Raw genomic sequence first — 22,981 nt, 5'->3', positions numbered from 1 at the left:
TGTCACCCCCGCGTCCGCTACCCCGGCTCGGCCAGGGCGAAGGCCGTGTTGACCAGTGCCACGTGGCTGAACGCCTGTGGCGTGTTGCCGAGTTGGCGCCCGGAGCGCGGATCCCACTCCTCGGAGAGCAGTCCGAGGTCGTTGGCGAGTCCGACCACCCGCGCGAACAGTGTCCGCGCCTCGTCCCGGCGTCCCGTCGCGACAAGCGCGTCGGCGAGCCAGAACGAGCAGGCCAGGAAGGCTCCTTCGCCGCCCGGCAGCCCGTCGCCGTGGTACCCGGCCCGGTAACGGTGCACCAGTCCGCCGTGGCCGAGTTCGTCACGGACGGCGTCCACGGTGCGCACCACCCGGGGGTCGTCCGGCGGGAGGAAGCCGCTCTTGAGTACGAACAGGGTCGCCGCGTCCAGCCCCCGCCCGCCGTAGTGCTGGACGAACACGCCGCGCTGCCGATCGTATCCCTGTTCGCAGACGTCGGCGTGGATGTCGTCGCGCAGCGCCCGCCAGCGGTCGACCGGGGCGGGCAGTCCGGTGGCCTCGGCGAGCCGGACGGCACGGTCGGCGGCCACCCAGCACATGACCTTGGAGTGGACGAAGTGCCGCCGCCCGCCGCGTACTTCCCACAGCCCTTCGTCCGGCTCGCGCCAGTGCCGCTCCACGTGGTCCATCAGTGAGCGCAGCAGTGTCCAGACGTGCCGCTCCATCGGGATCCCGGCCCGCAGCGCGAGGTTGAGGGTGTCCACCACCTCGCCGTAGACGTCGAGTTGGAGCTGGTCGACGGCGGCGTTGCCGAACCGGACCGGTCGCGAGCCCTCGTACCCGGGCAGCCAGTCGGCGGTGGTCTCGCCGAGCACCCGTTCCCCGGCGACCCCGTACACGGCCTGGACGTGCCTCGGCCCGCCGGCGATGGCCCGTAGCAGCCAGCGGCGCCAGGCGGCGGCCTCGTCGCGGAACCCGCCGCGCAGCAGGGCGGAGAGCGTCATCGAGGAGTCGCGCAGCCAGCAGAAGCGGTAGTCCCAGTTGCGCGCGCCGCCGATCACCTCCGGCAGGGAGGCGCTGGCCGCCGCGACGATCCCGCCGGTGGGGGCGTAGGCGAGCGCCTTGAGGGTGAGCAGTGAGCGCAGCACGGCCGAGCGCCACTCGCCCCGGTACTGGCAGCCGGACGCCCAGCCCTGCCACTGGGCGACGGTGGCGACGAGCGCCTGTTCGGAGTCGGTGCGCGGGGCGGAGGCCAGGTGGGAGGGCTGCCAGGTGAGGACGAAGGGGACCCGGAGCCCGGTGGTGACGGTGAACTCCGAGGTGGTGACGCCGTCCAGTCCGTACGTGTGGACTCCTGCGGGCACCCGCAGCCAGGCGGAGTCGGGCCCGGCGACGGCGACCCGGTGGTGCCCGGTGCGCCGGACCCACGGGTCGATCCGGCCGTAGTTGAAGCGAAGCCGCAGCGACCCGCGCATCGGCACCGTGCCGTCGAGGCCCTCGACGATCCGGATCAGCTGCGGTTCGCGCCGGCCGCCCTGACCGCGCTGCGGCATGAAGTCGATGATCCGCACCCGCCCGCCGGCGGTCTGCCACTCGCTCTCCAGCACCAGGCTGTCGCCGCGGTAGCGGCGGGCGTGGCACTCGGCGGCGCCGGCCGGGGCGATCCGCCAGGCGCCGTGGCGCTGGTCGCCGAGGAGTCCGGCGAAGCAGCTGGGGGAGTCGAAGCGGGGAAGGCACAGCCAGTCGACCGATCCGTCCCGACCCACCAGGGCGGCGGTCTGCAGGTCGCCGATGAGGGCGTAGTCCTCGATGCCTCCGGTCATCACGCCCATTGTGGGGCGCGCCGCCGCCGACCCGCGCGGCAGGAAGGCCGCCACGGGCACCCGCGCACCCGCATCCCCGCGCGACACGCCCACCCGACACGCCCGCCCGCCGGCCAGGAGCCGGGCACTCCGCTTGCACCCGTTCGGGGTGCGGAGGAGGATCTTCTGTGCTTGTAGTCTCATCTGTCACAGCGGTGTCCGTGCGGCACTGCCGCCCCATAACCGGAGTGAAGGAGTCACAGGCATGCGGCGACCGAGCTGGGTACCGGAGGGCACGGACCTGGACAAACCGAATGCCGCGCGGGTCTACGACTACTACCTCGGGGGCTCGCACAACTTCGAGGTCGACCGGGAGATGGCCCGCAAGGCGATGGCCCTGTGGCCGGAGCTGCCGCAGATCATGCGCTCCAACCGCGCCTTCCTGCGCCGCGCCGTGACCTTCCTCGCCGAGCGGGGCGTCACCCGATTCCTGGACATCGGCTCCGGCATCCCGACCTTCGGCGCGGTGCACGAGATCGCCCGCGCGATCCGCCCCGAGGCGAAGGTCGTCTACGTGGACCGCGACCCGGTCGCCGTCGCGCACAGCCGCCTGCTGATGGAGGACGACCCGGCAAGCCTCGTCGTCCAGGCCGACCTGCGCGACGTCGACGACCTGATGGGCCGCCCCGAGGTGACCGCGCTGCTGGCGGAGGGCGAGCCGGTGGCCGTGCTGCTGGTGGCCGTCGCCCACTTCGTCAGCGACGACGAGGACCCGTGGAAGCTGATCGGGGTGATCCGCGACGCCCTCCCGCCCGGCAGCGCGCTGGTGCTCTCGCACGCCTCCCTGGAGGGCCGCCCGGACCAGGCGGAGGACCACCAGAAGCTCTACAAGATGACGCCGACCCCGCTGACCATGCGCAACCACGAGCAGATCACCGCGATGTTCGCCGGCTTCGAGCTGGTCGAGCCGGGCGTGGTCTACCTGCCGCAGTGGCGCCCGGACCAGCCCGACACGGTCGGCGAGCACCCCGAGCGGATGACCGGGGTGGCGGGCGTGGGGTTCCGCCCTTGATCGGATGCGGCGCACGAGGCACCGACGGCCGCCCGCCCGGCGCGGCGGCCGCCGGGAGCGTCGTGCTGCCCAGCGCCGCCGGGAGCGTCGTGCTGTCCGGCGCCGGCCGCGGCCCCGGGGTGCGCCGATGAACACCACTCCGGTTCGCGGCAGCGCCGAGCGGTTCCACGAGGACTGGGCCCGGCTGCTCTCGGCCGACCACGGCATCGCCGTCCACCCCGACCTGCTCAGCCGGCTGGTCGCGCGCACCGCCGCGCTGCTGCACCGCGCTCAGGAGGACGCGCCGTTCGAGCCGCGCCTGGCCGCGCAGGCCGGCGCCGAGCTGGTCGACGCGCACTTCACCGACCCGGTGCTGCTGGCCCGGGCCGTCGAGCTGCTCCAGGCGCAGCCGCTCGCCGACGCCCGCGGCCCCGCCCTGACCGGCTCCTTCGCGGCCGGCTGGGCCGCCGCGCTGCGTGAGCGCACGCTGCGTGAGCAGGAAGCGATCCGCACCGCCGCCGACACCGCCCGCAGGGAGGCCGAGCGGGCGCTGCGCGCTTCCGAGGCCCGGTTCCGGGCGCTGTTCGAGAGCGCGGCCATCGGCATCGGGATCGGCGACACGGACGGCAACATCCTGGCCGTCAACAAGGCCCTGCAGGAGCTGTTCGGCGCGAGCCCGGAGGACATGACCGGCCGCCGGGTCGGCGATCTCGTGCACCCGGAGGACACCCCGGGGGTCTGGGAGGCGTACGAGGAGCTGATCGGCGGCAAGCGGGACTACTTCCAGTTCGACAAGCCGTACTACCGGCAGGACGGCGAGGTGGTCTGGACGCACCTGACGGTCTCGCTGATCCGCGACGACGACGGCCGCCCGCAGTACCAGGTCGCGATGCTCGAGGACGTCACCGACCGCTACCGGCTGCAGGAGCGGCTGCGCCACCAGGCGACCCACGACCCGCTGACCGGCCTGCCCAACCGTGCGGCCTTCTTCGAGCGGCTGGAGAAGCTGTTCGAGGACCCGGAGCCGGGCGCCCGCTTCGGCCTCTGCTACGTCGACCTCGACGGCTTCAAGGTGGTCAACGACAGCCTCGGCCACGACATGGGCGACCAGCTGCTGTCCGCCGTCGCCGCCCGGTTGAAGGCGGCCCTCACCCCGCTCGGCCACCTGGTGGCCCGGCTCGGCGGGGACGAGTTCGTGGTGCTGCTGGAGAACTGCCGGGGCGAGCAGGAGGCGGTGGCCGCCGCGAAGACGGTGCTCAAGGCCCTGGCCGGGCCGGTGTTGATCGGCGATCACAAGCTGGCCGTGGGCGCGAGCGTGGGCGTGCTGGAGCGGCGGGTGTCCACGACCACCCCGGGCGCCGCGGTCCGGGCTGCCGACCTGACGCTCTACCGGGCCAAGGAGGCCGGCCGCGGCCGCTGGACGCTGTTCGACCCCAAGGAGAACGCCCGCGCGGTCAGCCGCTACGCGGTGTCGGTGCGGATGCCCGCCGCCCTCGACCGGGGCGAGTTCTTCGTCGACTACCAGCCGCTCTATCGGCTCGAGGACGGCCGACTGGCCGCCGCGGAGGCGCTGGTGCGCTGGCGTCACCCGCAACTCGGCGTCCTCGGCCCGGACGAGTTCGTGACCACGGCCGAGGAGACCGGGCTGATCATGCCGCTCGGCCGCTGGGTGCTGGAGCAGGCGTGCGGGCAGGCGGCGGACTGGATCAAGCGCTTCGGTGACGCCGCGCCGCAACTGAACGTCAACCTGGCCGTGCGTCAGGCGCGCAGCTCCGCGCTGGTCTCCGACCTCGCCCGGATCCTCGACGACACCGGTCTGGACCCGGCCCGGCTCCAGCTGGAGATCACCGAGTCGACGGTGGTCGGGCCCGAGGACGAGGCGCTGCGCACCCTGCACGGGCTGGTCGACCTCGGGGTGTCGCTGGCCGTGGACGACTTCGGCACCGGCTGGTCCAACCTCGCGTACCTGCGCGACCTGCCGGTCTCCGGGCTGAAGATCGCCGGGTCCTTCGTGGGCGACCTGCACGAACCCGACAAGGACGAGTCCACCGGGTGGCGGATCGTCAGCGGTCTGGTGTCGATGGCCCACGCGCTCGGGCTGACCGTCACCGCCGAGGGCGTGGAGACTCGCAGGGACGCCGAGCGGCTGCGGACCATCGGCTGCGACTGGGCGCAGGGCTGGCACTTCGGGCGCCCGGTGCGGCCGGCCGAGATCGCCCGCCGGATCGCGGAGGAGCCGCAGGGCCGTCCCGTCGAGGGGTGAGCTCCGCCGGAGGCGCTGCGAGGTAGGGCGCTGCGAGGTGAGGGGCTGCGAGGTAGGGCGCTGCGGGTGCGGAGAAGGATGGTGACAAAGCGTTACCGCACGTCATGGGAAGTTACGGTAAAAACCGGACAAAGACCCCTTGACGTGACTGTCCGTACCGACAGACGATGAGGTCCTGGCATAGCCCGCACCCGTAGGTGCGGTAGTCCATCAGCCAGTTCGTACGACCGGCGCCCGAGGCGCCGGGAGGGCCCGGCGGTGCGCACCCCCCACACGGCCGCCACAGCGCCCTCAACGTTTCGGCAGCCCCTCGACGGGCTTCCCTCCGGGCTCGGCCCGCGCGTATCCGTCCGCGCCCGCCGCCCGTTCGTCACACCGCAAGGGCCGCGCCGTGCCCGGCGCCTGCCCCCGCCTCCCCCCGAGAGGCCGCTCACGATGAGCCCCACCCTGCCCCCCGATGCCGTCCCGTACCCCGACGTCCTCCGGTACCCCTATGCCGGACGGGCCCCCGACCTCAACGGGGACCGCCACCCGCGCCGCCGCGCCGAGGACCGCGTCACCGTGCACCGCCCGATGCGCCGGGCCGGTGACGGCGTCGCCACCACCCACACGGTCAGCCTGGTCGTCCCCGCCCAGAACGAGGCCCGCAACATCGCCTGGGTCTTCGAGCAGATCCCACGCTGCGTCGACGAGGTCATCCTGGTCGACGGCGCGTCCGACGACGCGACCGTCCCGATGGCCCGGCACTGCCTGCCGACCGTCCGCAGCGTCCAGCAGAGCGGCCCCGGCAAGGGCAACGCGCTGCGTACCGGGTTCGCCGCAGCCGCCGGCGAGTACATCGTCATGATGGACGCCGACGGCTCCATGTGGCCCGGCGAGATCCCCCACTACCTGCACTTCCTCGACCACGGCTTCGACTTCGTCAAGGGCTCGCGCTGCATCGCCGGCGGCGGTTCGCTGGACCTCACCAGGATCCGCTCGCTCGGCAACCGGGCCCTGCTCGCCGTCGTCAACCGCGTCTACGACGCGCGCCTCACCGACCTGTGCTACGGCTACTGCGCCTTCCGCCGTTCCTTCCTGGACGCGCTCGACCTGCGCTCCACCGGCTTCGAGATCGAGGCCGAGATGGTCGCGCACGCGTTGCGCTCCGGGCTGCGGATCGCCGAAGTGCCGAGCCTGGAGCTCCCCCGCCGCAGCGGCCGATCCCACCTGCACGCCGTCTCCGACGGCCGCCGGGTGCTGAGGACCCTGATTGCCGAGCGTCCCGGCGCCCGGCCCTCGGCGGCCGTCCCCGCAGGGGAGAACCGATGAGTGGCACCGACCGGCGCACCGCAGCAGCCTGCCCGCGCCCCGCCGCCCGCGACTCGCTCCGCACCCCCGTCCGCGTCGTCGAACTGGACCTGGACGAGCCCGGCGAGTTGCGCTCGCCCGGCGGTCTCGGGGCCGGCGACCCGGCCGGCCGCGTGCTGGCGTTGGTGCGGCTGCACGGACACCCGCTCGGCTTGGTCACGGCCACCGGAGCAGCGGGCGAGAGCGCCGCGCTGCGCCGGGCGCTGGTCGACGCCGCCCACCGGGAACTGCGTGTTCCCGCTCTGTCCACCGCGACACCCGCGGCGCGCCCCGGTCGGGTCGGGCGCGCCCGGGTGCCTGCGGGCCCGGTCACGGTCAGCGTGGTCGTCGCCACCCACAACCGGGTGGGTCTGCTGCGACTCTGCCTCGACTCCCTGCTGCGGAACGGCTATCCGCACTTCGAGGTCATCGTCGTGGACAACGCCCCCGCCGACGACGCCGCCGAACGGCTGATCCGTGACCGGTACCGGGGCCGGGTCCGCTACCTGCGCGAGCCGGTGGCGGGCCTGGCCCGGGCCCACAACACCGGGCTCGCCGCCGCCACCGGCGAGATCACCGCCTTCACCGACGACGACACCCTCGCCGACCCCGGCTGGATCGAGGCGCTCGCCCAGACCTTCGCCGAGGACGAGCGGATCGGCTGCGTCACCGGCCTGATCCTGCCCGCCGAGCTCGAGACCCCCGCCCAGGTCGCGCTGGAGCACCAGGGCTGCTTCGCCAAGGGATTCGCCGCCCGCACCTGGACCCTCGCCGACCGGCACACCGACCCGCTCTTCCCGTTCGCCGCCGGCCGCTTCGGCTCCGGGGCCAACATGGCCTTCCGCACCGCGCGCCTGCGCGCCCTCGGTGGCTTCGACCCCGCCACCGGCACCGGCACCCCGGCCCGCGGCGGCGACGACCTGCTCGCCTTCTTCCGCATCCTGGTGGCCGGCCAGGCCCTCGCCTACGCGCCCGACGCCATCGTCTGGCACCGCCACCGGCGCACCATGGACGCGGTGCCCGCCCAGGCCTTCGGCTACGGAGCCGGCTTCGGCGCCTACCTCACGGCGGCCCTGCACCACGAACCCGCCATGCTGCCCGCCCTGCTGCGCCGCCTGCCCGGCGGCCTCCGCTACGCGGCCCACCGCGCCCGCACCCGGCCGGACCCCGGTGGTGCGGCGGGCCGCTGCCCGACCTGGCGCCTGGCACGACTGGAGCTCCAGGGGCTGCTGTACGGTCCGGTCGGGTACGCGCGCAGCGTCCGCCGCGCCCGGGCCGGCGCACGGGTGACGGGGTGAGCCCGCCGTGTCCGCGCCCACCAAGCCCACCACGTCAGCGACGTCCGCGGCGCCCACCGCGGCGCCCACCGTGACGTCCACCGCGGCGCCCACCCTTACGTACGCCACGGCGCCCGACCGGGGCAGCCGGCCCTGCTCCTGTCCGCTGCCGCTGCCCTGCGAGTGCTCGTACGCCACCCTGCTGCGGGCCCGGCTGCGGGCGGCCACCGCCGGTGAGCCGCTGCTGCGCAACGGCCATGTGCTGACCGCCAGTTCGATCGTCACCGCCGGCCTCGGCGCGGTCTTCTGGATGCTCGCCACCCGCTGGTACGGCGCGCAGTACGTCGGCCTCGGCTACGCCGTGCTCTCGGCGGCGACGCTGCTCTCCGAAGTGGGCCAGCTCAACCTCGCCGACGTCCTGGTCCGCTTCCTGCCCGCCGCCGGCCGGCGTACCCGCGGCCTGCTGATCCGCTGCTACCTGGTCGCCACGGCCGCCGACATCGTGGTCGGCGGCGTCTTCATCGGGCTGGTGCCCGTGATCGCCCCGGGCCTCGGCTTCCTGCGCAGCCCGGCGCCCGCCGTCGCCTTCGTCGCCATGACCGCGGGCTACACGCTCTTCGTCCTCCAGGACGGCGCGCTGACCGGCCTCCGCCGGCCCGGCTGGGTCCTCGGCGAGAACGCGCTGTTCGCGGCCGTCAAGATCGTGCTGCTGGCCGCTCTCGCGGGCTGGGCGCTGCACGTGGGGATCGTGCTCGCCTGGGCCGGGGCCCTGCTGGTCGCCCTCGCCGTCGCCAACCTGCTGCTGTTCCGCCGACTGCTCCCCGGGGTCACCGGCCGGGACGGCTCAGCCGGCTCAGCCAGCCCAGGCGGCTCAGGCGGCTCAGACGGCCCGGACGGCCCGGACGGCCCGGCCGCGCCCCGGCTCGCCCGCTACGCGACCGCGGACTACGTCGGTGCCCTGCTGCGGCTGGCCGCCGCCACCGTCGTGCCGCTGTACGTGCTGAACACCCTCGGGCCGGAGCAGATCGCCTACTACTCGCTCCCCTGGGTGATCGCGTACACCTTCTACCTCGTGGCCCTCAACATGGGCAGCTCACTGATCGTCGAGGCCGCGCGGGCCCCCGGGCGGCTCGCCGAGCACGGACGCCGGGTGCTGCGGCACGCCGGCGCCCTGATCGCGGCCGGCGTGCTCGTCACCGTCGTGGCCGCGCCGTGGCTGCTGTCCTGGTTCGGCGACGAGTACGACGACCACGGCACCGCCGTGCTGCGTCTGCTGGCCCTGTCCGCCCTGCCGAACCTGCTGGTCAGCGTCGCCGTCGACACGGCCCGGGCCCGGCAGCGACTGGGCTTGATCATCGGCCTGCAAGGGGCCTACTGCGCTCTGGTCCTCGGCCTGACGGCCTGGCTGCTGCCGCGGTTCGGCCTCGTCGGCGTCGGCCTGGCCTGGCTGATCGCGGCCACCGTGCTCGCCGTCCCGCTGCTGTGCACCCTGCCGCGCTGGCTTCCGACCCCCGAACGGAGACGGCCGTGAACACCCCGGGACTGTCCGTCATCGTCTGCGCCTACACCCTCGACCGCTGGGACGACCTGCGCGCCGCGATCGGCTCGCTGCACGCCCAGCACCGGCCCCCCGACGAGATCCTGCTGGTCTGCGACCACTGCCCGGAGCTCGCCCGCCGGGCCAGGGCGGCGTTCCCCGGTGTCCACGTGCTGTCCAACCGCCACCGCAACGGCCTCTCCGGCGCCCGCAACACCGGCGTCGCCGCCGCCGGGTGCGAGGTCGTCGCCTTCCTCGACGACGACGCCGCCGCGGAGCCGGACTGGACCACCCACCTGCTCGCCCCCTACCGGGACCCGGACGTGTACGGGGTCGGCGGCCTCGTCGTGCCGCGCTGGGACGACGGCCGTCCGTCCTGGTTCCCGGCCGAGTTCGACTGGGTGGTCGGCTGCTCCTACCGCGGCCTGCCCGAGCGCCGGACCACCGTGCGGAACTTCATCGGCGCCAACATGTCCTTCCGCCGCGCCGAGCTCCTCGCCGCCGGCGGCTTCCGCACGGACCTCGGACGCGTCGGCACCCGCCCGCTCGGCTGCGAGGAGACCGAACTGTGCCTGCGTCTGGCCGAACGGCACCCCCGGGCCCTCCTGCTCTACGAGCCCGCCGCCGCCGTCCGCCACCACGTCCCGGCGGGCCGGGCCACCTGGGCCTACTACCGTGCCCGCTGCTACGCCGAGGGCCGCTCCAAGGCCGTCGTGGCCCGGCACAGCGGCGCCCGGGCGGCGCTCGCGAGCGAACGCCGCTACCTGGCCTCGACCGTCCCGGCCGCCCTGGCCCGCTGCTTGCGGACCGCCGCCGATTCGCGCGAACTCCTCGCCCTGGCCGGGGGCGTGGCGTTCACCGTGCTCGGATACGGCGTCGGACGGCTCACCGCCGCGTGGTCCGCCCGGTCCTGGGCCCGCCCGGACGGAGAGGTGAGCCCGGCGGTCGCGGGGGGCGCGCCATGACCCCCGTGCCGGTACTGCTCTACCACTCCGTCTCCGACGACCCGCCCGACTGGATCTCCCGCTACACGGTGACCCCCCGGGTCTTCGCCGAGCAGCTCGACCGGCTGCTGGCCGGGGGACGCACCGTCATCCCGCTGCGCCGGCTGGTCTCGGCGCTGCGCGGCGGACCCCCGCTTCCGGAGCGCTGCGCGGTGCTCACCTTCGACGACGGGTTCGCCGACTTCTACTGGACGGTCGCCCCGATGCTGAGCGAACGGGACCTGTCGGCCACCCTGTTCGTCACCACGGGGGCCGTGCACATCCCCGGACACCCGGGTCAGGGCAGCCTGCTGCCGCCGGCCCCGATGCTGACCTGGCGCCAGGTCGCCACCCTCGACGCCCTCGGCGTCGAGATCGGCGGCCACACCCGCACCCACCCCCAGCTGGACACGCAGCGCGGCCGGCAGGTCTGGGAGGAGGTCAGGGGCTGCAAGTGGGAGCTGGAGAACGCGGTGGGCCACCAGGTCACCGCGTTCGCCTACCCCCACGGCTATTCGAGCGTCCCGGTGCGCCGCAAGGTCCAGAAGGCCGGCTGGACGTCCGCCTGCGCGGTCGGCAACGCCTTCAGCTCGGAGGGGGACGAGCCGTTGCGGATCTCCCGGCTGATGGTCCGCGCGGACACCTCGGTCGAGGTCTTCCAGGGCTGGGTGGACGGCGGTGGCGCCCCGGTGGCGCCGTACCCGGAGCGGCTGCGGACCAGGGGGTGGCGGGCGTTCCGCCGTGGCCGGGCCGCGTTCGGCCGTCCGGTGGGCGGGCCGCCGTCGGCCTGAACGCGCGTGGTCCGCGACAGCGGCTCGGTCCTGCCGGATTCAGCGCTGCCGGGCTCGATGGTGTCGGATTCGGCGCTGCCGGATCAGTGCTGCCAGACCTGGACCCAGTCCACCGTCATCCGCGCCGAGGTGACCTCCTGCGGCGGTGAACTCGGGTACCCGACGGCCAGGTTGAGCAGCAGCTCCATCGGGACATCCGGGACCTTGTCGGGATCCGTCACCTGGTAGCGCTGGACGCCGTCGACGTACCAGGTGAGCGAGTTGCTCTCCCAGTCGAGCGCGAACACGTGGTAGCCGGCCGCGAAGTCCTCCGGGCCGTACCGTTCCCACTGGTCCAGGTCCTCGCCGTTCGGCCCGGCGTGGTGCAGGGTCATCTGGACGTACTGGGTGGTGGAGATGAACTCCGCGACGTCGAGCTCCGGCGGGGTGGTGCGGGAGGCGGGGAGGAGCCAGAACGCCGGGAACATGCCGGCCTCGGGCGGGATGCGCACCGCGGCGGCGAAGTACCCGTGGGTGAAGGTGTGCCGCGGCTGCCCGTTCCAGGAGTCCCGGCCGGTGGAGACCATGCCCGAGGTCCACGGGTAGCTCTTGCCGTCGCTGCCCGTGGTGGTCGACCTTTTCGCGGTCAGCGCCAGGCTGCCGCCGCCCACCGTCACCTGCTGCGGGCGGTACCACTCCAGCTCGTGGTTGCCGGCGTTGGTGCAGCCGTCCTGGTTCCAGTCGTAGCAGGTGGTCCAGTTGGCGGGGTCGAGCCGGTCGCCGTCGAAGGCGTCGTTGAAGACCAGGCGCCAGGAGCCGGGCGCCACCGGGGCCGCCGGCCCAGCGTCGGGGCCGGCCGATCCGCCGCCGCCGCTGTCCGTGGTCGGCGGCGCCGTGGTGGTGCCGCCGGTGCACGCCGCGACCAGGAGCAGACCCGCCACGGCGGCCCCGCCCGCCCCCCGCCGCCTGCGCCGGTGCTTCGTGCTCCGGCCATTCGTGGTCGGGTCTTTCGAGGCCGGGTCCGTGGGGGTCGGGTCCGTGGGGGTCGGGTCCGTGGCGTCCGGCGTGCTCCGCTTCCGGGCCCGCGCGCCGCGCCCCAGGGGCCGACCGCCGCGCGGCAGGCACAGCGGCAGAGCCAACAGCGTGGTGGCGCCGGCCGTCGCGGCCAGCGCCCAGCCGCTGATGAACCCGCCGGTCAGGTAGAAGGCCATGGTGATCACCGTGTCGATGGCCAGGCTCAGCGCCACCGTCAGCATCCAGGCCTCCAGCCTCCCCATCGGCACGCCGCTCGCAGCCAGCCGCGGTCGGGCCGAGCGCACCGCCGCCAGCCCGGGGCAGCAGAGCAGGAACGCACTGCTCACCGCCACCCGCACGGGGTTGGCGTCGGCCAGCGTGAAGACGGCGAGGGCCACCCACCCGGAGAGGGCCAGCGCCCAGCCGATCCGGGCGTCGTTCACGGACGGGCTGCCGTTCATGGGCCGCCTCCTGGCTGGACGTGGACGGAGGGCTGCCCGGGGGGCTGGACGGGCGACTGGGCGGGGGGCCGGCCGAGGCCGGGGGCCTGGGTGGGCAGCGGGTTGGGGACGAAGCGGTAGACCGTGGCGTCGGCGTTGCCGTAGACGAGCTCGAAGCCGGGGGTCCGGGCGAGCACCTCGGTCAGCCGGTCCACCGTGTCGGCGGGCAGCAGGCCGGTCAGCGAGCACTCGGCGGCCTGGGCCCGGCTCAGGACCACGTACGCGGGCACACCCGGATGGGTGAAGCTGACCGCGGCCTCCAGTCCGCCCAGCGGATCCTCCGTCAACAGCTCCCTGGTCTGCCCCGTCGTCTCGACCAGCCGCACCTCGGGGTGGTCCTCGTAGTGGTCGTAGATCCCCGGCACGGCCCCGGTCACGGACACCACCACCGAGTACGGCGGCGCGGCCGCGAACAACTGCTTCGTCGCGGCGACCTCACGGTCGGTGAACCAGTTCATCCGCTCCTTGCTGTCGTAGCCGAAGAACAGGCCGCCCAGCAGGGCCAGCAACAGGACCAGCGAACAGGCCGACCGCAGCCGCGGCCGCGGCGTGGGCCGCAGCACGAGCGCGGCGAGCAGGAACGCGCAGGCGGGCAGCGCGAACAGGTAGGCGCGGAAGAGCATCTCGCCGCCGTAGCTGTTGGCCGCCAACAGCGGCAGCGGGGCCAGCGCGAGGTACGGCAGCGGGGTACGCCGGACCCAGGGGCGGCGGACGAAGCAGATCACCGCCAGCAGGACCACCGCCGCCGACAGCCCCCGGTCGATCCAGCCGACCATCAGCTGGTCCGGCGAGACCACCCCGAGGTTGGCGAACCCGGAGGTGACGTTGGAGTCCGGGGTGGTGAGCGCCCGGACGAACTGGCCGAGGTTGGCCGACAGGTACGGGCGGGCCACCGTGGCGTCCCACACCACCGTCATCGCCACCGCGGCCAGCAGCGGCGGCAGGACCACCCGCCGGTTGCGGCGCGGCACCGCCAGCGCGGCCAGCGAGCTGATCAGCATCAGCGGGGTGAGCTGGTGCGAGCAGATGATCGCGGCCTCCAGCACCAGGACCATCGGCAGCCGGACCGGCCCCCATCCGCCGGCCTGGACGCCGCGGTCCGCCGCCCCGGGCGCCGCGGACCGGTGCGACCCGCCGGGCGGGCCCGGGCCGGGCGTGCGGGGGACGGGCCGGTCGGGCAGCCGGTGGACCACCGAGGCGATCACCGCGAGGTACAGCACCAGCGCGAACGCCTGCGGGGAGAAGTAGTCCTGGCCGACCCAGGAACAGGAGAAGTAGACCCAGACCGCCCCCCAGACCAGCGTTCGGTCGGAGCTGATCGCCCGGTAGAGCAGCAGCAGCGGGGCCAGCAGCAGCGCGTTGAACAGCGGTGGGCCCCAGCTCGCGTACCCGAGCGCCGAGTGCAGGCCGGTGGCCCGCAGCAGCAGGCCGTTGACGATGAAGAACCCGGGCCACTGGTTGTACGGGTCCAGCAGGCCGGCGTGCGGCACGGGGCCGCCGTGGCGGAGCATCGCGTCGATCACCGCGACGTGCTTCCAGGCCCAGGGGTACCGCAGGTTGGCGTAGAGCAGGGTGGGCGTGGCGTGGATGACCGCGATCAGGCCCAGGACGTAGGAGACGAGCCACCAGGACCCGAGGCTGCGGTCCCGCAGGGCGAGCACGAAGCCCGCGGTCAGCAGGCCCGCCGCGACCCAGTAGAGGACGGGCAGCACCTGCAGCAGGCCGAGGTCGCCCATCCGGGCCAGGTCGACGTTGCGCAGTGACACCAGCCAGATGACCAGGGAGACCGGCAGCAGTACGCGGGGCGCCAGGGTGGGCAGGCGGGCGTACCACCGGGGGCGGCTTCCCGCCGACCCGGTGGGCGGGCGCGGCCTCGGCGCCGACAGCGGCGTCACGGCCGGGTCGCCGGCCATGTGGCGGCCTCCTTCAGGAGCGGGGTCACGTTGCGGGCCACCCACCAGTGGCTGCGTGCGTAGCGGGGGGACTTGGTGACGTTCGAGACGATGTGCCACAGCCAGGTCAGCAGCGGCAGCACGGCGCCGTCCGGCGATCCGGCCGGGCCGCCCCGGCGCAGGTCCACCAGGTCGGCGCGGGTGCCGGCGATCAGGGCGAGGTCCGGGCCGGGCAGCGCCCCGCGGCGCACCACCTCGCGGACGGTGCTTCCGAGTTGGCGGCCCTCGCGGCGGCAGATCAGCGCGAGCACGAAGGTGTAGGCGTCGATGGCGCAGGGGCCGTCCGGCCGGGCCCCGCCCCAGTCGATCACACCGGTGACCCGGCCGCCCCGCTCGTCGAGCAGGACGTTGCCCGCGTGGAAGTCGGCGTGCGTCCAGGCGACGGTGGTCTCGGTGCCGGCCAGGCCGGCACGCAGCCGGGCGCGGACGCCGGCCAGTCCGGCGGACCCGGTTCCGGTCCGGCACCAGGGGATGCCGGTGCCAAGCACGTCCAGCGGATCGTCCACCCAGGCCGCCAGCCGCTCGGTGGCGGTCTCGGTTCGTCCGGTGGCCCGGTGCAGTCCGGCGATGGCCGTGAGCGCGCGCTCGGCGACCTCGCCGTCCAGGCCGGGGTCCTCCCGCAGCAGTCGGTCGGCGGTGGTCCCGGGCAGCCAGCTCTCGGTGATCAGCGGCAGGGGTCCGGTCAGTTCCCGGCGGAGCGGGACCGGGACGAGGGCGCGCCAGGCGCCGAGCCGGTCGTCGGCGGCCAGCGTCTCCAGCACCCGCCACTCGTGGTCGAGCGAGGCGACCGCGTGGCTGTTCCGGGCGTGCTTGACCGCCAGCCGGGCCCGGCCGGGGGTGTCGCGGGTGGTGCCGCCCGGCATGCTGCCCGTGGTGCCGCCCGGCGTGTTGCCCGTGGTGTCGCCCGGCGGGTCGAGGGAGAGCACCAGGACGTCGGCCAGTCCGGGGGCCCCGGGCCGCAGCGTGCAGCCGTCGTCCAGACGCAGCCGGCGGGCGATCCGGCGGGCTTTCCACCCGTCGGCGACGCGGTATACCGGCCGGGGGCGGCGCAGCGGCAGCAGGGCCCGGGGGGAGGGCGGCAGCGGGTCGTACCGGCGGGCGGCGGCCAGCAGGGACCGGACCCGCGACCTGTGCGGCCCGGGGGCGCGGTCCAGCCGCTGCACCGCGCGGCTCATCTGGTCGGGCCCCGGCGGGTCGGCGCGGCCGCAGCGCTGTGCGCGGCCCGGACGGTACGGACGGTGCGGACGCTACGGGCGGTGTCTGAGGTCTCTGAGGTCTGTGCGGCCTGTGATGCCCGCGCGGCCGGTGCGCTGCGGGCGGCTTGGGCGGCTTGGGCGGCTCGGACGGCGAGGCGGGCGAGGCGCAGCGGCGCCCCGGCCCGGCCGGCCTCCGGTACGGCCAGGAGGGCGAGCAGTGCGCGGGCGTCGGCGGGCGGGCGCGGCGCCCGGCAGAGCCGGCAGCCGCCCGGCCGGTGCCCGAGCAGACCGCCCACCGCGTCGGCGAGCCCGGCCTGGTAGGCGTGCCGGGCCACCGGAACACCCGAGGCCCGGACCGCCGACTCCGCGTTGGCCGGAGCGGTGCCGCGTCGGGCCCAGCCGAGCAGGCCCACGTCGGCGACGCCGTCCCCGATCGCCAGCGCGGGCGGGCCGCCGTCCCCGAGCCGGGCCAGCAGGGCGCGCGTTCCGGCCAGCTTCCCGGCGCCGCGCGGGACGAAGTCGGTCTGGGCCTGGCCCGGCACGGTTTCGAAGAGCTCGCCGAACGGCGCCTCGCCGAGGAGGGCGGCGACGACCTCCGGAGCCAGTGCGTGTCGTCGGCCGTTCTCCGGCGCGCGGACGGAGGCGCGCACGCACCAGCGGGCGAGCGGGTCGGTGACGGCGGGCGGGTCCAGGGTGCCCAGCCGGCCGCGCAGCCCCCCGTCACCGATCCGGCGGCGCCCGTCGTCGAGCAGGACCTCGGTGGTGCCGGCCGCCGCGTCGACCAGGACCGCCCCGTACTCGGCGACCCCGCCGGGCAGCCGGTAGGCGGCGCAGCGGTCCTCGACCTCGGGGGCGGAGCGGCCGGTGGCGATCACCGTGCGGTAGCCGTGGGCGCGCAGCGCGCGGAGCGCCAGCATGCCCGCGGGGGCGGACGCGGGGAAGCCGAGGACGTCGGACTCCAGGACACCGTCCAGGTCGAGGACGCAGTACGGACCCCGGGGCTCGGCGTCCAGATCCGCGAGGTAGAGGCCGGCGAGGAACCGCTGCACCGCGCGGGCCTGGGCCCGCCGGGCATCGGCCCGGGTCCGTTCGGAGGGCGGCCGACCGTCCTGGACGGCGGAGTGCCGGGCCTGGACCAGCCGCAGCAGGCACCACCGGGCGGCGGACACCTCCTCCCCGGTGAGCCGGCGGTACTCGGTGAGCAGTTCGGTGTCGTCGTCGTCCGGCGCCGACCGGGCCTGCGCGTCGTCCGGACCGGTTGCGTCGGATAGGTCACAGGCGGCGAGGTCGTAGGCGGCGTCGTAGCTGGCGAGGTTGAGGTGGCCGAAGGCCCCGTCGGCGTAGGCGGTCTTCCACCAGCCGCCGGCGCCGTCGGGCATCCAGCGATGGCGCGCGGTGAGGCCGTCGGTCACGCAGGGGCGCCCGGAGGCCAGCAGGGTGCGGGTCAGCGGGTCCAGCAGGACCGGGCGCAGCACGGTGTGCAGCCGTCCGAAGACGGGCGCGAGCTGGCGGGCGGAGGCTTCCCAGACCGGGTCGCGCCCGGCCAGCCGCAGGCTCCGGTCGGCGGGTACGGCCAGCACCCGCTGCCGGGCGGCCACGTACCGGGCGACCTCCGCGGACGGGACGCTCCGACCGTCCGCCGGTCTGTCCGCTGGTCCGTCCGCTGGTCCGTTCTCCGGTCGGGGGCGGACCAGCACGCCGCCGGCGAAGCCGAGCGGTTCCGGGACCAGCCCGGCGAGCGCTCCGGCCACCGCGGGCGCGTACGCCCCGAAGTAGCCGACGCCGGTCCACTCGGCGAGCAGCGGCAGGCTCCGGACGCCGCCGTCCGGCTCGGCCACGCGGGCCGAGCACGGCACCGACAGGTGGCCGTGGCGGGAGAGGGGCCCCGGGGCGCCGACCGTCAGGTCCAGCAGCCGCCGCCCGGGCGGCAGCAGCCGGGCCAGCAGCGGGCCCAGGGCCTCGGGGGCGAGCAGCGTCCGGACGTGCCAGTCACGGCCCGGCAGCGTCACGCACGGCAGACCGCGCAGGGCCGGCGGCAGTTCGCCGGCGTCGTCGAAGGTCGCGAGGACCGGGACGGCCGCCGCGGCCTCGAAGCCGCAGTGGACCGCCGACGCGGCGAGGCCCGCCAGGGAGCCGCCGGTCACCGGCGGGTCGTCGACGAGCAGGACCAGGCCCGCCCTGCGCCGGAGGTCGCGCACCAGCGCCGTCCGCCCCGGCACCAGCGCCGAGCCCGGACGGGTGGTGCCGACCGTCACCGACCGGTGGCCGAGCCGTCGCAGTTCCGCCGCGAGCAGGGGTGCGAGGTAGCTGCCCGAGGTGCGCACGCCCAGGACCAGCACCGGGCGGTTCCGGTCCGGGTGGCGGGCGGTGACCAGCCGGGCCAGTGCGGCGCAGTCCTGCGGGTGCTGGTCGAAGCTGCGGAAGCAGGCGGGCGGGCGCTGCACCGCCCCGGCGAGCAGCCGACGGGCCCCGGGCAGCCGGGCCAGCCCGGCCACCGCGGCGGCCAGTTCGGCGTGCGGGTCCCCAGCCGCTGGGCCCGGGTGGAGCGCCCGCAGGGCGAGGCGGTCGCGCAGTGCGGCCATTCCGTCGCACCAGGCACGCAGGCCGCGTGCCGGCGGGGCGGCCAGCCACAGCCCGGTCGCCGCCCGCAGCCCGCCCCGGGCCGCCCCGACCGCGCCGGGCCGGCCGCTTTTCGCCAGGTGCTCCACCAGCCGACGGGGCCGCCACGCGGTGCCCTCCAGCACGTCCTCGACCACCTGGACCAGTCCGGCGCTCACCAGGAAGGCGTCCGGCCACTGTCCATCCGCGGCGCACCCGAGCAGGCGGTCGGTCAGTTCCGGCACCGTGAGGTGCAGGTCCACCGGTGCTCGCGCTCCGTCGCCCGCCGCGGTCTGCGCATCGTTCATTCGTGGACTCCCGTGAGCTCCCGAGGGAGGAGACAGCACCCCCGGGGCCGTGCAGTCGCTATTCCTTCCCACTCTAAGCATCCGGCGCCCCGGCTGCCCCCTGGGTCATCCGGAGACGTTGCCGCTCCCGCTCCGGGCGGCCAGGCTGGATGGTGTGACCACTGTGGGCAGCCGGAGCCCCGGGCGCCGCCGCCGTACGGGCGGGGCGGCCGGAGCGGCGGTGGCCGTCTTCGTCCTGCTGGTGACGGGGTGCGCGGCCCCGGGCGGCCCTGCGCCCTCCACGTCCGCGCCCTCCGCGCCCTCCGCGACGTCCGCGCCCTCCACGACGTCCGCGCCCGGTGCGGCCGCAGTGCCGCGCCCCGACCACGTCGTGGTGGTGGTCGAGGAGAACCGGTCGTACTCCGACGTCATCGGAAGGACGGCCGAGGCGCCGTTCATCAACCAGCTCGCCGGGCAGGGCGCGAGCTTCACCGGCTCGTTCGCCGTGACGCACCCGAGCCAGCCCAACTACCTGGCCCTCTTCTCCGGTTCGGTGCAGGGCGTCACCGACGACTCCTGCCCGAAGACCTTCTCCGCGGCCAACCTCGGCTCCGCGCTGCTCACCGCGGGCCTCACCTTCGCCGGGTACTCCGAAGGCCTGCCGAGCGCCGGCTACACCGGCTGCGACAGCGGTGGGTACGCCCGCAGGCACAATCCGTGGGTGGATTTCGACGCCCTGCCGTCCGAGGTCAACCTGCCGTTCAACGCCTTCCCGCACGACTACGCCGCGCTGCCCACCCTGTCGTTCGTCGTGCCGGACCTCACCCACGACATGCACGACGGCTCCGTCCAGCAGGGCGACACCTGGCTGCGGGACAACCTGGCCGGCTACGCCGACTGGGCCCGCACCCACAACAGCCTGCTGGTGGTCACGTGGGACGAGGACGACAACAACCAGGGCAACCGGATCCCGACCGTCGTCGTCGGCGCGCAGGTCAGGCCCGGGAGCTACGACGAGCGGATCGACCACTACCGGCTGCTGCGCACCCTGGAGGACGCCTACGGCCTGCCGCCCACCGGTGCCGCCGCGGCCGCCGCCCCGATCGGGGACATCTGGTCGCGGGGCGGATAACGGCTTGGCCACGGGGCCGGGCGAAAGCGGCCGAACTCGGCAACCATCCCCGTGCGCCTGCGACATGATGACGAGTCAAGGTTGGGCCGGCTGGAGGGGGAACGACAGGATGGCCGACGGCGCGCCGACGGAAGCGGGACCACGCACACGGGTGGACCGGCGGCCCTGGGGCCGCCGTGAGGACACCCCGACACCCGGCCCGCCTTCGCGGCTCAAGCGGTTCCGGGCCGGCCCGGACGCGCCGACCGCGGTCCCGACGCCGCGCGACGCCGTCCCTGGGACCGTCACCCGCCGCCCCGCGCCCGCACGCGGCGGCCACTTCGGCGGTGCCTTCCCCGCGGCGCTGCTGGACCGGTACGAGCCGTACAAGGTCGCCGGCTCGGGCTCCGAGGGCACCGTCTGGCACGTCCGGAGGCTGGACGGCGGCGGGGACGCCGCGGTGAAGGTCACTCGGGCCGGCCAGGCCATGGACACCGAACTGCTGGAGCACCTGCGCGACGAGGCCTACCGGCGGCACGCGCCGCAGATCATCGACTACGGCCGGGTCGAGCACGCCGGGACGGGCTGCGACTGGGTGGCGATGGAGTACCTCCCGGTCACCCTCGCCGACCGCATCGCCGCCCTGAGCGAGCAGCGCCGGCACGCCGACCCGCGCGAAACCGAGGACATCGTCCGCGAACTCGTCGCCATGCTCGACTTCTGGCAGCGGCGGATCGAACGCAACCCGGTGGATTTCAAGCCCTCCAACATCCTGGTGCGGCCCGGCGCCGGCCCCGGGGAGTTCGTGATCGCGGACTTCGGCGGCGTCGCCCGGCTCACCGCCAGCCGCAGCTTCTCGTCCGAGATGCAGGTGACCATCGCCTACATGGCCCCCGAACAGCTGGCCGGCGCCAACCACCCGGCCGGGCCGTGGTGGGGCCTGGGCAACGTGCTGTACGAGCTGTTCACCGGCCGGCCGCACTACCTGGACGCGGACGGCTACCTGGTAAGCGACGAGGTGCTGCAGTACGACCTGGTCTTCGGCGAGGGGGTCAACCTCTCCGCCGTCGCCGATCCGCGCCGACTGCTGCTGCTCCAGGGCCTGTTGACCAGGAACCCCGCCCACCGCTGGCGGGCCCAGCAGGTCACCGGCTGGCTGGCGGGCGGCAACCCGGCCGTGGTGCGTCCCCAGGCGCCCGCCGGGGGCGCCGCGGGCGGCTACGTCCACCGGCCGGTCACCTTCCTCGGCGACCCGTACCACGCCCCGTCCGTGCTGGCCTGGAGCATGCTGAACCGCTCCGGCGAGGCGGCCGAGTGGCTGGTCGACGGCGGTGCGCAGCAGCTGCTGGTCTGGTTGCGCGACGAGGTCCGGGACACCCTCTTCGACCTGCACTACCTCCGCGCGGTCGACAGCGCCCGGGGCGCCCGGCGGACCGGCGCGGCCGCCCTCGCCGTCCTCGCCTTCGGCGCCGCCTTCGCGCCCTCCGCCACCCCGGTCTACCGCGAGCGCCCGATCGACTCGGCCGGCCTCACCCGGGTCGCCGCCGGGCCGGACGCCGTCGCCTTCGTCGACGAGCTGCTCGCCGCCTCCGTGCCGGCCATCGCCGCCCGCTACGACTGCGACCACCCGGAGTGTCAGGGCGAGCACTGCGGGCGGCTCCTCGCGCTCGCCCGCGTTCCGGAGGTCGTGCTCGAGACGGACCGGGCCGCCCGGGAACTCGGCGGCGGCCGCCGCACCGGGGACGGGCTGAGCGCCGACGAGCGGGCCGAGGCGTACCGGCTGGCCGTCTGGCTGACCGTCCAGCACGAGGAGCACCCCCGGCTGCTGGGCCGGCTCTCCCCGCTGCCCGCGGCGCTGCACCGGCTGCCGCTGTCCTGGCGGGTGTCGGCCATGATGGCCGTGGTCGCGGCGGTCGTGGCAGACATGACGCTGGCCGGCTGGGCCGCCGTGTCCGCCGCCGCACGCCAGGAGCCGGCGGCCGGGGTGCGCCGCCGCTGGTCCGCGCTGCGCCGCCGCGCGGTGCGGGCCGACCCCGGGACGGTCGCCGGCTGCGCGACCCTGGTCGCCGCCGAGGCGCTGCGGGCCAGGCGCGCCACCGCCGGGCAGGGCGGCCCGGCGGGGCAGACGGGCGGCGCTGCACCGTTGGCCGGGCGGCTCCGGGCCTGGCTGGCACCCCGGGCCCGTATCTGGTGGGCGAACGCGCGGACCGCGCTGCCACGCCAGACGGCCGCGGCCCTGCTGCTGCTCGTCGCCCTCGCGCTGCTGCTCTGGGCCGGGTCGCTCGCGCGGATCAGCGTGGATGCCGGGAACCAGCTGAAGATCCTGCCGAACGGCCTCCTCGGCGACCGGCTGCGCACCGCCGGTGACCAGGCGGCCCGGTGGGTGACCCCGCAGCTGGGTGCGGCCCTGGCCGCCGCCGTCATCCTGGTCGCGTTCCCCGCCCGGGTCGGCCGGGGGACGCTGGCGCTGGCCGCGGCCGGGGCAGGGGCGATCGGCTACCTGCGGCTGGGGCCGCCGATGACGGTGCTCAAACCGCCGCCGACCGTGGCCGACCGGGTGGTCACGTTCGAGGGCGGCATGGGCAGCTGGTCCGGGGTGGTGGCCACCGTCGGCATCGTCGTGGCCCTGGTGCTGGCCGAGCGCGCCGCCCGGCTGATGCGGACGGCCCGGACCGCCCGGGAGCGGACCGCCGAACAGTGGCGGCGCCTCGCCCGCCGCTCCAGGCCCGCCGGCGGAACCACCCGGGCCGGTACGGGCGGGCCCGGATCCGCCGAGGGGCACTGGGGGCCGGCCGGCGCCGGCGTCCGCGAACGCGCCCGGTTCGCGCTCGGCAGCACCTTCGTCCTGGTCGTCCTGCTCTGGGCGACCGTCGAGGTTCGACTGGCCGCCACCGGGCACCACCCCACGCCGGAGTCCTGGGGCACCGGCCGGGTCGGGGCCGCGTACCAGGCCGGGTTCACCGTCCTGCTGGCCGCCCTGTCGGCCTCCGCCACGCTGGCCCGGCCCGCGGCCGCCCGTCGGCTCTTCGCGCTCTGGCTGCTCGGCACGCTGCTGCTCGGCGCCGTGCCCCCGCCGCTCGGCCCGCTGGAGGCGCTGCGCATCCCCATGGCCGAGCCGCTGTACGGCGGCATCGCGGACCTGTGGGGCCACAGCGCCTTCTGGGCCGCCCTCCTGATCGCCCTGCCGCTCGCCTGCCTCGGCATCCGGCGCACCGTCCTGCGGGCCGGCCGCGGAGGCGGGAGCCGCTGAGGAGCCGGCCGCTGGGACGCCGGTCGCTGGGGCATGGGGCCCTCGTGAGGTGCGGGGCCGTCCTGAGGTGCGGGGCTTTCCACGG

At 75.4% G+C, this 22,981-nt stretch carries 14 protein-coding genes; 9 read left to right on the top strand and 5 right to left on the bottom strand.

Translation table 11 applies throughout. The features are described 5' to 3' along the window. Nucleotides 1–17: 17 nt before the first annotated feature. A complete protein-coding gene (locus ACIBEC_RS00510) occupies nt 18–1,799 on the bottom strand; it encodes a glycoside hydrolase family 15 protein (RefSeq protein WP_360489875.1) in 1,782 nt (593 codons plus the stop codon). Nucleotides 1,800–2,043: 244 nt separating this feature from the next. Here ACIBEC_RS00510 and ACIBEC_RS00505 point away from each other — a divergent pair, with 244 nt between their 5' ends. The 7 genes from ACIBEC_RS00505 (at nt 2,044) to ACIBEC_RS00475 (ending at nt 11,009) form a co-directional block, all read left to right on the top strand. Further along, nucleotides 2,044–2,850 carry an SAM-dependent methyltransferase gene (locus ACIBEC_RS00505; RefSeq protein ID WP_360489873.1) on the top strand — a complete coding sequence of 269 codons (807 nt, stop codon included), beginning with the start codon at nt 2,044–2,046 and terminating at the stop codon, nt 2,848–2,850. 127 nt (nt 2,851–2,977) lie between these two features. After that, complete coding sequence (locus ACIBEC_RS00500; protein ID WP_360489871.1) at nt 2,978–5,092, top strand: EAL domain-containing protein; 2,115 nt, start codon at nt 2,978–2,980, stop codon at nt 5,090–5,092. A gap of 435 nt (nt 5,093–5,527) precedes the next feature. Next, nucleotides 5,528–6,403: a glycosyltransferase family 2 protein gene (locus ACIBEC_RS00495; protein WP_360489869.1), complete on the top strand. Its 876-nt coding sequence runs from the start codon at nt 5,528–5,530 to the stop codon at nt 6,401–6,403. Further along, on the top strand, nt 6,400–7,719 hold the full coding sequence (locus tag ACIBEC_RS00490) for a glycosyltransferase (protein ID WP_360489867.1): 1,320 nt from the start codon (nt 6,400–6,402) through the stop codon (nt 7,717–7,719). Before ACIBEC_RS00495 ends, ACIBEC_RS00490 begins: the two co-directional genes overlap by 4 nt. A gap of 7 nt (nt 7,720–7,726) precedes the next feature. Next, nucleotides 7,727–9,229: a hypothetical protein gene (locus tag ACIBEC_RS00485; RefSeq protein ID WP_360489863.1), complete on the top strand. Its 1,503-nt coding sequence runs from the start codon at nt 7,727–7,729 to the stop codon at nt 9,227–9,229. Continuing rightward, nucleotides 9,226–10,200, top strand: coding sequence for a glycosyltransferase family 2 protein (locus tag ACIBEC_RS00480; RefSeq protein ID WP_360489861.1), 975 nt, complete (start codon nt 9,226–9,228; stop codon nt 10,198–10,200). The genes ACIBEC_RS00485 and ACIBEC_RS00480 overlap by 4 nt, the downstream gene beginning before the upstream one ends. Then, nucleotides 10,197–11,009, top strand: a complete 813-nt coding sequence (locus tag ACIBEC_RS00475) for a polysaccharide deacetylase family protein (protein ID WP_360489859.1) — start codon at nt 10,197–10,199, stop codon at nt 11,007–11,009. The genes ACIBEC_RS00480 and ACIBEC_RS00475 overlap by 4 nt, the downstream gene beginning before the upstream one ends. A gap of 83 nt (nt 11,010–11,092) precedes the next feature. Here ACIBEC_RS00475 and ACIBEC_RS00470 read toward each other — a convergent pair whose 3' ends face one another. Genes ACIBEC_RS00470 through ACIBEC_RS00455 form a run of 4 tightly spaced genes read right to left on the bottom strand, consistent with a single transcriptional unit; the run spans nt 11,093 to nt 18,556 of the window. Then, nucleotides 11,093–12,463: a glycoside hydrolase family 16 protein gene (locus tag ACIBEC_RS00470; RefSeq protein ID WP_360489857.1), complete on the bottom strand. Its 1,371-nt coding sequence runs from the start codon at nt 12,461–12,463 to the stop codon at nt 11,093–11,095. After that, the gene (locus tag ACIBEC_RS00465) at nt 12,460–14,415 is read right to left on the bottom strand and encodes a glycosyltransferase (protein ID WP_360489855.1); all 1,956 of its coding nucleotides are present in this window, start codon (nt 14,413–14,415) and stop codon (nt 12,460–12,462) included. Before ACIBEC_RS00465 ends, ACIBEC_RS00470 begins: the two co-directional genes overlap by 4 nt. Beyond that, the gene (locus tag ACIBEC_RS00460; protein WP_360489853.1) at nt 14,394–15,629 is read right to left on the bottom strand and encodes an aminoglycoside phosphotransferase family protein; all 1,236 of its coding nucleotides are present in this window, start codon (nt 15,627–15,629) and stop codon (nt 14,394–14,396) included. Before ACIBEC_RS00460 ends, ACIBEC_RS00465 begins: the two co-directional genes overlap by 22 nt. Further along, nucleotides 15,626–18,556 carry a hypothetical protein gene (locus ACIBEC_RS00455; RefSeq protein ID WP_360489851.1) on the bottom strand — a complete coding sequence of 977 codons (2,931 nt, stop codon included), beginning with the start codon at nt 18,554–18,556 and terminating at the stop codon, nt 15,626–15,628. Before ACIBEC_RS00455 ends, ACIBEC_RS00460 begins: the two co-directional genes overlap by 4 nt. A 154-nt stretch (nt 18,557–18,710) precedes the next feature. On the opposite strand from ACIBEC_RS00455, the gene ACIBEC_RS00450 reads away from it, so the two are divergent. Further along, a complete protein-coding gene (locus ACIBEC_RS00450; RefSeq protein WP_360489849.1) occupies nt 18,711–19,667 on the top strand; it encodes an alkaline phosphatase family protein in 957 nt (318 codons plus the stop codon). A gap of 151 nt (nt 19,668–19,818) precedes the next feature. Further along, nucleotides 19,819–22,896, top strand: a complete 3,078-nt coding sequence (locus ACIBEC_RS00445; RefSeq protein WP_360489847.1) for a hypothetical protein — start codon at nt 19,819–19,821, stop codon at nt 22,894–22,896. Nucleotides 22,897–22,981 lie beyond the last annotated feature (85 nt).

The sequence above is a fragment of the Kitasatospora sp. NPDC051164 genome (assembly GCF_044455625.1).
Lineage (GTDB): Bacteria > Actinomycetota > Actinomycetes > Streptomycetales > Streptomycetaceae > Kitasatospora.
Note: the sequence above shows the minus strand (reverse complement) of the source record. Positions and strands in the feature narration are given on the sequence as shown.